At 52.0% G+C, this 7,358-nt stretch carries 3 protein-coding genes; 1 reads left to right on the forward strand and 2 read right to left on the reverse strand.

Annotation, left to right across the window (positions count from 1 at the left end):
* Positions 1 to 198: 198 nt before the first annotated feature.
* Both JUK32_RS12725 and JUK32_RS12730 read right to left on the reverse strand, forming a co-directional pair.
* Complete coding sequence (locus JUK32_RS12725) at positions 199 to 1,599, reverse strand: BBP7 family outer membrane beta-barrel protein (RefSeq protein WP_204139233.1); 1,401 nt, start codon at positions 1,597 to 1,599, stop codon at positions 199 to 201.
* 237 nt (positions 1,600 to 1,836) lie between these two features.
* Entirely contained in the window at positions 1,837 to 4,095 is a 2,259-nt protein-coding gene (locus tag JUK32_RS12730; protein WP_204139234.1) for a S8 family serine peptidase, read from the reverse strand.
* A gap of 554 nt (positions 4,096 to 4,649) precedes the next feature.
* Here JUK32_RS12730 and JUK32_RS28465 point away from each other — a divergent pair.
* Positions 4,650 to 7,274, forward strand: coding sequence for a CHAT domain-containing protein (locus JUK32_RS28465; RefSeq protein ID WP_204139235.1), 2,625 nt, complete (start codon positions 4,650 to 4,652; stop codon positions 7,272 to 7,274).
* Positions 7,275 to 7,358: the final 84 nt, after the last annotated feature.

Below are 7,358 nucleotides of genomic sequence, written 5' to 3' on the forward strand. Positions count from 1 at the left end.
AGGCGACTATCACCAAAAGCCTTCCCTCGCGCCGCTTCCGCATGAATAAGAATAGGATTCTCCATCTCGATGACCCCCTGTTTTCTGGCCGCATCCTACTACAACATGACTTGTGTGTACTTAGTAGCCTTTTCTAAGGAGAGGCTAGGTGAGGTGGTTCTCCATCGCAGGCAACACACACCTCCACTGCAACGCGCCTTAAAAGCGGAGCTCCAGCCCCACAAACGGGCCATGGTACAGCGCCGAACTCCGCTCTAAGTCGCCGAGGTCTTCCAACGGGCCATACTGCGAGGGGGCCGTCGCGACATTGCCCACTGCGAGAAACTGATATCCCGTTTTGAGGGTAAAGTTGTCCGTCACATCCCACCGAGCCGAGCCCTCCACCTGAAACAGGGGTGACAGGCTGGTGGCGCTATTCGACCCAGTTAACACGGTGGGAATGCCGTTGTCATTCACAAACTCGCTGCTCTGATCGTTGAAATTGAGCATCAGCCCGGCTCGCGCACTCAGGCCGAGGCCCAGAGCGGGTGTCAACTGGACACCGCTGTCGAGGCCAATTTGCACACCCAACAAGTCGTTACTGGTATCGATTTCGTAGGTGCCGATACTGCCGCCCAGCCGGGTAGCGCCATCGTCCGAGATCAGGTCAAAGCCTTCGTCAATGCTCATGTACCGCAGCCCGGCAATCAAGGTGGCAAAAGAGCGCTCCGAGGGCGGCGTTAACGCATGACGATAGTTGAACTCTAGACTGTCGAGGTCGGACTCGTATCGCAAAGTATGGGAGCGAGCCTGCACAAAGTCTTCCACTTGGTCGGTGTTGTTGGGGCCAAGACCCACCGCATCATCCTGACCCGCCCGCACGGGGTCAATAAAGGCCACGCGCAGATTTTCGTTCCCGGCGCTGACAAAGGTTTCCGTGTCCCGCCAGTCTTGCAGGCCCATAAACGAAAGTTCGTAGCCGTTCTGCGGATCAGGGTAATAGCCGACTGAAAACCGCGCTCCCGTGTCCAAGCCAAAATCCAAAGCGCCAGTGCCCAAAGCATTGGTATTTCCAGATAAGGAGCCATCGTCAGGGTTGATTTGGCCATCAATGGAAGTGGTGACGTTAGGAATGCTGCGCCGTAAAAAGACCACATCGGCCCCAATTTCCCACTGGGCCGTACTGCCCAAAACGCGAGTTTCGATCGGCGCGGGTGCAGTCATCGGCTCAGTCTCGATCGCAGCGTCTGGGTCTGCGTCCTCTGCTTGGGCGATCGCCGCCGCATCCCGATCGCGGGTCGTGGGAGCCAAATCTTCAGCCGTGGTGGAATAGAGGGCCGGAAAAACTTGGGCGATCGCTGTCGATTCAGTCCGGTTAGCCCTGGGCAAGGCCGTTTCATTCCCGTCAAGGGAAGCCTGCGGAGAGCGTTCATCTATCGTAGTTCCTGAGCTTGAACCGTCCGCTGCAAAGTAGTTTGAGAGATTGACTGCGGGAGACGCGGTCGGTGCTTTTTCGTCCGCTTTGGTCTGCGCAAGGGCTGGCCCTGTACCCAGAGCCAAGCTGATGGACAAGACCGCACAAAGGCGGAGATCAATACCGGATACGGTGCCAAAGTTCATGATTCACTCCGAAATAAAAAGTCGTGTTCGAAAAAGGTGCAGACAATTGGCGAGGGCGTTCGCGTCGCTAGTAGCGGTGATGGCAGCGATCGCCCTCAAATCAATGAATCGAGCGGTCAAGCCAACCGCAGCAGCGTGGTTGGCGGGTCACTTTCACCGACGTTGTCGTCGATGCCAATGAAAGTGAAGCTCTAGCGATCGCCTCAAAGATGGGTAGCGATCGTCGTATCAAACCGATCAAGCAAAGGTGAAGTCAAACATGGGGTCGACATCAGTCGTGTCTTGCACGACCCCCACCACATCGCTCTGGTAATAAATCAAAGTGTCTTGCGCCAGATCACCTGCCCAGTCGCCGAAGCCCAGCGAGTAGTCAGCGAGGCTGCCATGCACGCGGAAGCGATCGCCCTCCGTCCAATCAAAATCGGTGATCAGGGCATACCCCAAACCGCTGTAAAAAGTCTCAAACTGATCGCCTAGGACAAAGGTATCGGCTCCAGATCCGCCCGTCAGCACGTCGTATTGACCCGACCCAGCATTCCAAACGGTGGGGTCTGTGCCATCCAACACATCATTGCCTGCCCCACCGTTTAGACTGTCGTTGCCCGCTCCGCCAATCAAAATGTCATCGCCTCTCATCCCTGACAGGGTATTGCTAGCGCTATTGCCAGTAATGACGTCATTGCCGTCGCCCGTCACGATATCTTCAATGCTGCTGATGCTCACTGCCACCCCATCAATTTGACCCATGCCAGTGGCGAGATTGACCACTGTGTTGGAATCCACCGCAGCAGCGTTAATCGTATCGCTGCCCACACCGCCACTAATTAAAGTCGAATGTCCAGCCCAGCCAGACGCTACGTCAGAATATTCTTCGGTAAAGATGAAAGTGTCGTCTAAGGTGGCAGCACTGCCATGGAACGTCAAATCAATATCATTGATGACAATAGGAGAGATTTGGGTGCTATCAGCATCAAACAGTTGCACCGTCCAGTTGCCAATCGTGTCTTCCCCCCGAAACGCGTTCGAGAAAAACTGCCACCTAGATGCCGTTTGGCCGCCAGATAGCATGCCGTTATTTTCGCCATTGTTGTCAATCAAAATGCTAGACGTCCCATCAGGCGACACCAATCGCACTTCTAAATCACCCAAGTCGTACCATTGGGCAAAACTGATATCGACCTCCACATGCTCGATATCCATATTGGTCGTCACAAATTGATTGAACGACGTTCCTTGCTGACTCACTAACACCGAGCTGTTCAATAAATCAGCGGTCAGTTCCACCTGATTAAAGCTGGTTTGAGGCGTTGAATCCCAAGTTTCTGCCAGACGCACTGCGGCCTTGGCATCGACCAAGCCAAACCCATAATCATTTGAAAAGTGCAGGCCGCCGCCATTCCAGTTATCCGCCCCGTTAAAGGTCCAGCTATATTGCTCTGCACTAAACGGATTGGGACTAAAGGTCGAACCTAAAGAGCCTACCCCCCGCGCCGAATAGGCCAGAATCTCCTGCACGTCACGCCACCCCAAATTTGGATTTGCTTCGAGCATTAACGCGACCACTCCTGACACCATCGGCGCAGCGGCTGAGGTGCCATTAAAGTCAAACATGTAATCGCCGAAGGGATTGTCACCAGCCATCCCCACCCGATCTGTCGTGAAAACTTGCCCCGGGGTGCCAAAGGCAGAAACGAGTATCGAAGCGCCCGGCGTACTGTAATCAGAGACGTAGCCATTTTGATCAACCGCCGCCACCGAAATGGTGTGGGGGTTCGCATTCCAAGACGAGGCGTTGGTGTTCTGATTATCTTCGCGGCCATTGCCCGCTGACTTGACCAAAATCGTCCCCAAACCGTCCCGACCAACCACAACAGCCTGATCGATCACGTTGTTCAGAGCAGTCAAATCTTGAGAGTTTAAAAAGGAGTCAAAGAAAGATTGATTCGAGTTCCCAAGACTGATGTTGACGATATCCGCTTCACCGTCATATCCGCCTTGATTTTGCCCAGATGCATAAAAAATGGCACTCGTAATGTGTTGAAAAGTGTCAACTTGATAACCAAAGATAGTGGAGTCGTAAGCAATTCCGGCCCCGCCAATACCATTATTGCCGGTTGCGCCAATAATGCCGGCTACGGCAGTGCCGTGGTTGTCGCTAAATCCTCCACTAGCACTGGTGTCACCATTTTCAAAATCCCAGTCCTTAAATGTTGAGTAGTTGCTCGCCAAATCGGGGTGCCACCACTGCACACCATCATCAACAATCGCAACTTCCACGCCTTGACCAGTGTAGTCTTGCCACACATCAACAACGTTCAAATCTAATAATCCAGGGGTGGGATTATGTAAATACCACTGATAGTTAACTAACGGATCAGAAGGGAAACCCAGAGCGGTGCTATTGGTGCCCGTAACGTTGCTGTTTGCAATTAGAAAATTGGTTGTCGTTGTATTTTCGGAAGCTATGGCTTTGGGGCTATAAAGCATGGTAGACATGTAATCACCTTTCTATCTCTTAGGGGCAGATGGGAATAGCTCAGACCATGTTCAAAGCCTGCTTCAAAAGCGCTTTTTTCATTGGCTTCGCTGTTCTCTCGTTGCGTAAAAGATATTATTTTTGCAAGTGACAGTCATGGACTATTTCTGTGAAACTTATTAGCAGTTCCGCCAGCTTTATTTCATCGCTATGGCAATCTTGATTGCCCACTTTCTGCAAAATTTTTCCCTCCCTGACAAGTCGGATTGCCGTTTTCGGCCAGGGTGATCGCCACAGTCGTTAATCATCCTTTCTCAAACTCGAAACGATTGTGAAAAAACATCCCAGATTTTCAGGGAACTGATAGCCTAATTAGGGTTGTTAGTCCGTCTTCTCCTATCTGATCTGATATCAAATGAGACATCTACTGCATCGGTTTTCTCTGCGGCCTTGGTTATCATTACTCTTCGCGGGAAGTTTGGGGCTCGCTTTATTGGTAGGGCAGCCTTGGCACAGTCACGGTAGTGCATTAAGCCAGTCAGCCTGGGCCCAATCCCCCCCCTCCGCAGCCCTGGTGGAACAAGGCGTCTCAGCCTACCAGACCGGTGACTATCGGCAGGCGATCGCGCTCTGGCAGCAGGCCATCCAGACGGACTCAGCAGCAACCCCAGCCGTTCGCGCGATCGTCCACGAAAATCTGGCGCGCGCTTATCAGCAAGTGGGGGAAACCCAAGCGGCGATCTCTAGTTGGGAAGCGGCGGCAACTTACTACCAAGCCAGCGACAACATCGTTCAGTTTGGCCGGATGCTGACTGAGCAAGCCCAGGTTTACATCAATATTGGTCAGCAACAAAGAGCTGTCGCTCTGCTTTGTGGTGAGAATGTCAGCTTAACGCCAGCAGACAATATCGCCATTCGCTGTACTGGCGGTGCCTATGCCATTGCTGAAACCGCCCAGGATCAAATGGGACGGGTAGCCGCTTTGGGCAGTTTGGCGGAAACTTACCGTCTCAGCAGCGATTATGCAACGGCAGAGTCGATCTTGAAAGCGGGCCTCACCTTAGCCGACGGCGAAATCGACCTGGTGCCGTATCGAGCACCGCTGCTCAACAGCCTTGCCAACCTTTATGGCCGCACAGCCCGCACCAAAGAACTCCGGGCTGAGGCGGCTGAAGCACTTGGCCTACAAGATAACCGTCGGGGAGATGATAGGTCAGTGGCTGAACGCTTAAGGAATGAGGCAATAGCGGATCGGCAGTTAGCACAGCATTTTTTTGCCGAGGCTATTGATGCAGCAAAGGCTCAGTCAGATTTGGCCTCTGAGATGAGAGCACATCTCGGCTTGCTGGCTTTTTATCAGGATCAGTTGAATGTCAACACTGGGGAGACCCGTGGTGATTTCCCTCAGCTGATTAGTCAAATTCCTATTTCTTTTTATTTAGGACAAATCAAGACCACAATTGCAGTACCGTCGCGAACTCGCTTAGCCCAGATAATTTCTCAACTCCCTGCCAATCGTGAAACGGCCTATGCTGCTATTGCATTAGCAAAGGCCTATCGCACCACTGCGCGAGATTTTACTTGCACGAACTATAAAGATAGGGACGAGGTGATTCGCTGGCTGCAAACTGGCCAGCAAATAGCGGAACAAATCGGTGATGATCGTGCCGCTTCTTTTGCCTACGGTGAGCTCGGACATGTGGCTGAATGTCAGCGTGACTGGGCCGAAGCAACGAGATTGACAAATTTAGCTCAGCTTGCCGCCACCAATGCACTGGATTCTGCGGACAGTCTTTATCTGTGGGAATGGCAGATGGGGCGCATTCTTAAACAGCAAGAGCAACAAAGTGAAGCAGCGGCCTTTTATAAAAAAGCGATCGCTACTTTAGAAAGCATTCGAGCAGATATTCTCACAGCAGATCGCGATTTGCAATTCGATTTTCGCGATTCGGTTGAGCCCATTTATCGGCAATATATTGAGCTACAACTTGCGACCATACCCTCCGATTTAGCCACTAAACAGGTAGAGGCTTTCAGTGATGAGGAGCGCATTGGTGAAACTCTACGCACGGTCGATGCGCTGCGTCTGGCGGAACTGCAAAACTTTTTTGGTGACAACTGTGTCCTAGTCGCTTCGACCGATGCCCGCGAGCGGCTGCTAGCTGACGACCGCCAAACAACTGTCATTACTTCTGTGGTATTGCCAGACCGTACTGCGTTGATTGCCAACCTGCCCGACGGCGTTACAAAAATCAATTGGATCGACGATACTCCAGAGCTAAAGGCCACCGCCGAACAATTTCGAAGTAAGTTAGTCCGATTTACCGATAGGGTATACGACGGCTCGGATGGGGAGACCCTCTATGAGAAACTCATCCAACCTTTGGAAGCGGAACTTCAGCGTACCCAAACAGAAACTTTGGTGTTTGTTCAAGATGGTTTTCTTCGCAACATTCCCATGTCGGCCCTTTACGACGGTAGCCAATATCTGATTCAGAAATATGCGATCGCCACGACCCCGTCTTTAAGTCTCACCGCTTCAAGTTCAGGCACTCGTGAGTTTCGAGCGTTGGCAGTAGGGTTGGATCAAGAAGTCGTCACTGAAAGTGGACGCACCTTTGATGAGACAGGCGTTAGAGGGGTACCTTTGACCATTGAAAAAATCATTCAGAGGTTGCCGGGTAGCCGGAGTTTAATCAACGAAGAGTTCACGACCGAGCAATTTGCCGCCGCTTTACAAGAAGAGCGCTATTCCATATTGCACATTGGCTCCCATGGCCAGTTCAGCACCGTCCCGGAAGAAACCTTCATCATCACTGGGCCGAATGCCGCTGGCCTTGCGGAGGAAATCACGTTTAATCAATTAGAAGCGATCATTAAAGAATTTTCGCAGAATAATGAACCGCTTGAGTTAATTACCCTAACGGCCTGCCAGACAGCGACCGGAAACGATCGCGCCACCCTGGGATTAGCCGGAGTCGCCATTCAGTCGGGTGCTCGTAGTGCGATCGCTTCCCTCTGGAATCTACCGGGTGCAACTTCGATCGAGCTAATGCCGATATTTTATGAGCAGCTAAAAGAGCCTACTGTGACTAAAGCAAAAGCTCTGCAACAGGCACAGGTTAGGGCTATCGAAAAAGATCCCAATGGCAATCCCGGCAAGTGGGCACCGCTAGTTTTGGTCGGCAACTGGCAATAAATTAATAGGCACTGTCAACTTAACTTTCGTGGTAGGCTTTGCCAGCATCTGTCAGGGCGAGTCCATGAGCGTCAGTTACAAATA

Origin of the sequence: Halomicronema sp. CCY15110 (assembly GCF_016888165.1) — a bacterium.
In the GTDB taxonomy this organism is placed as follows: domain Bacteria; phylum Cyanobacteriota; class Cyanobacteriia; order Phormidesmidales; family Phormidesmidaceae; genus Halomicronema.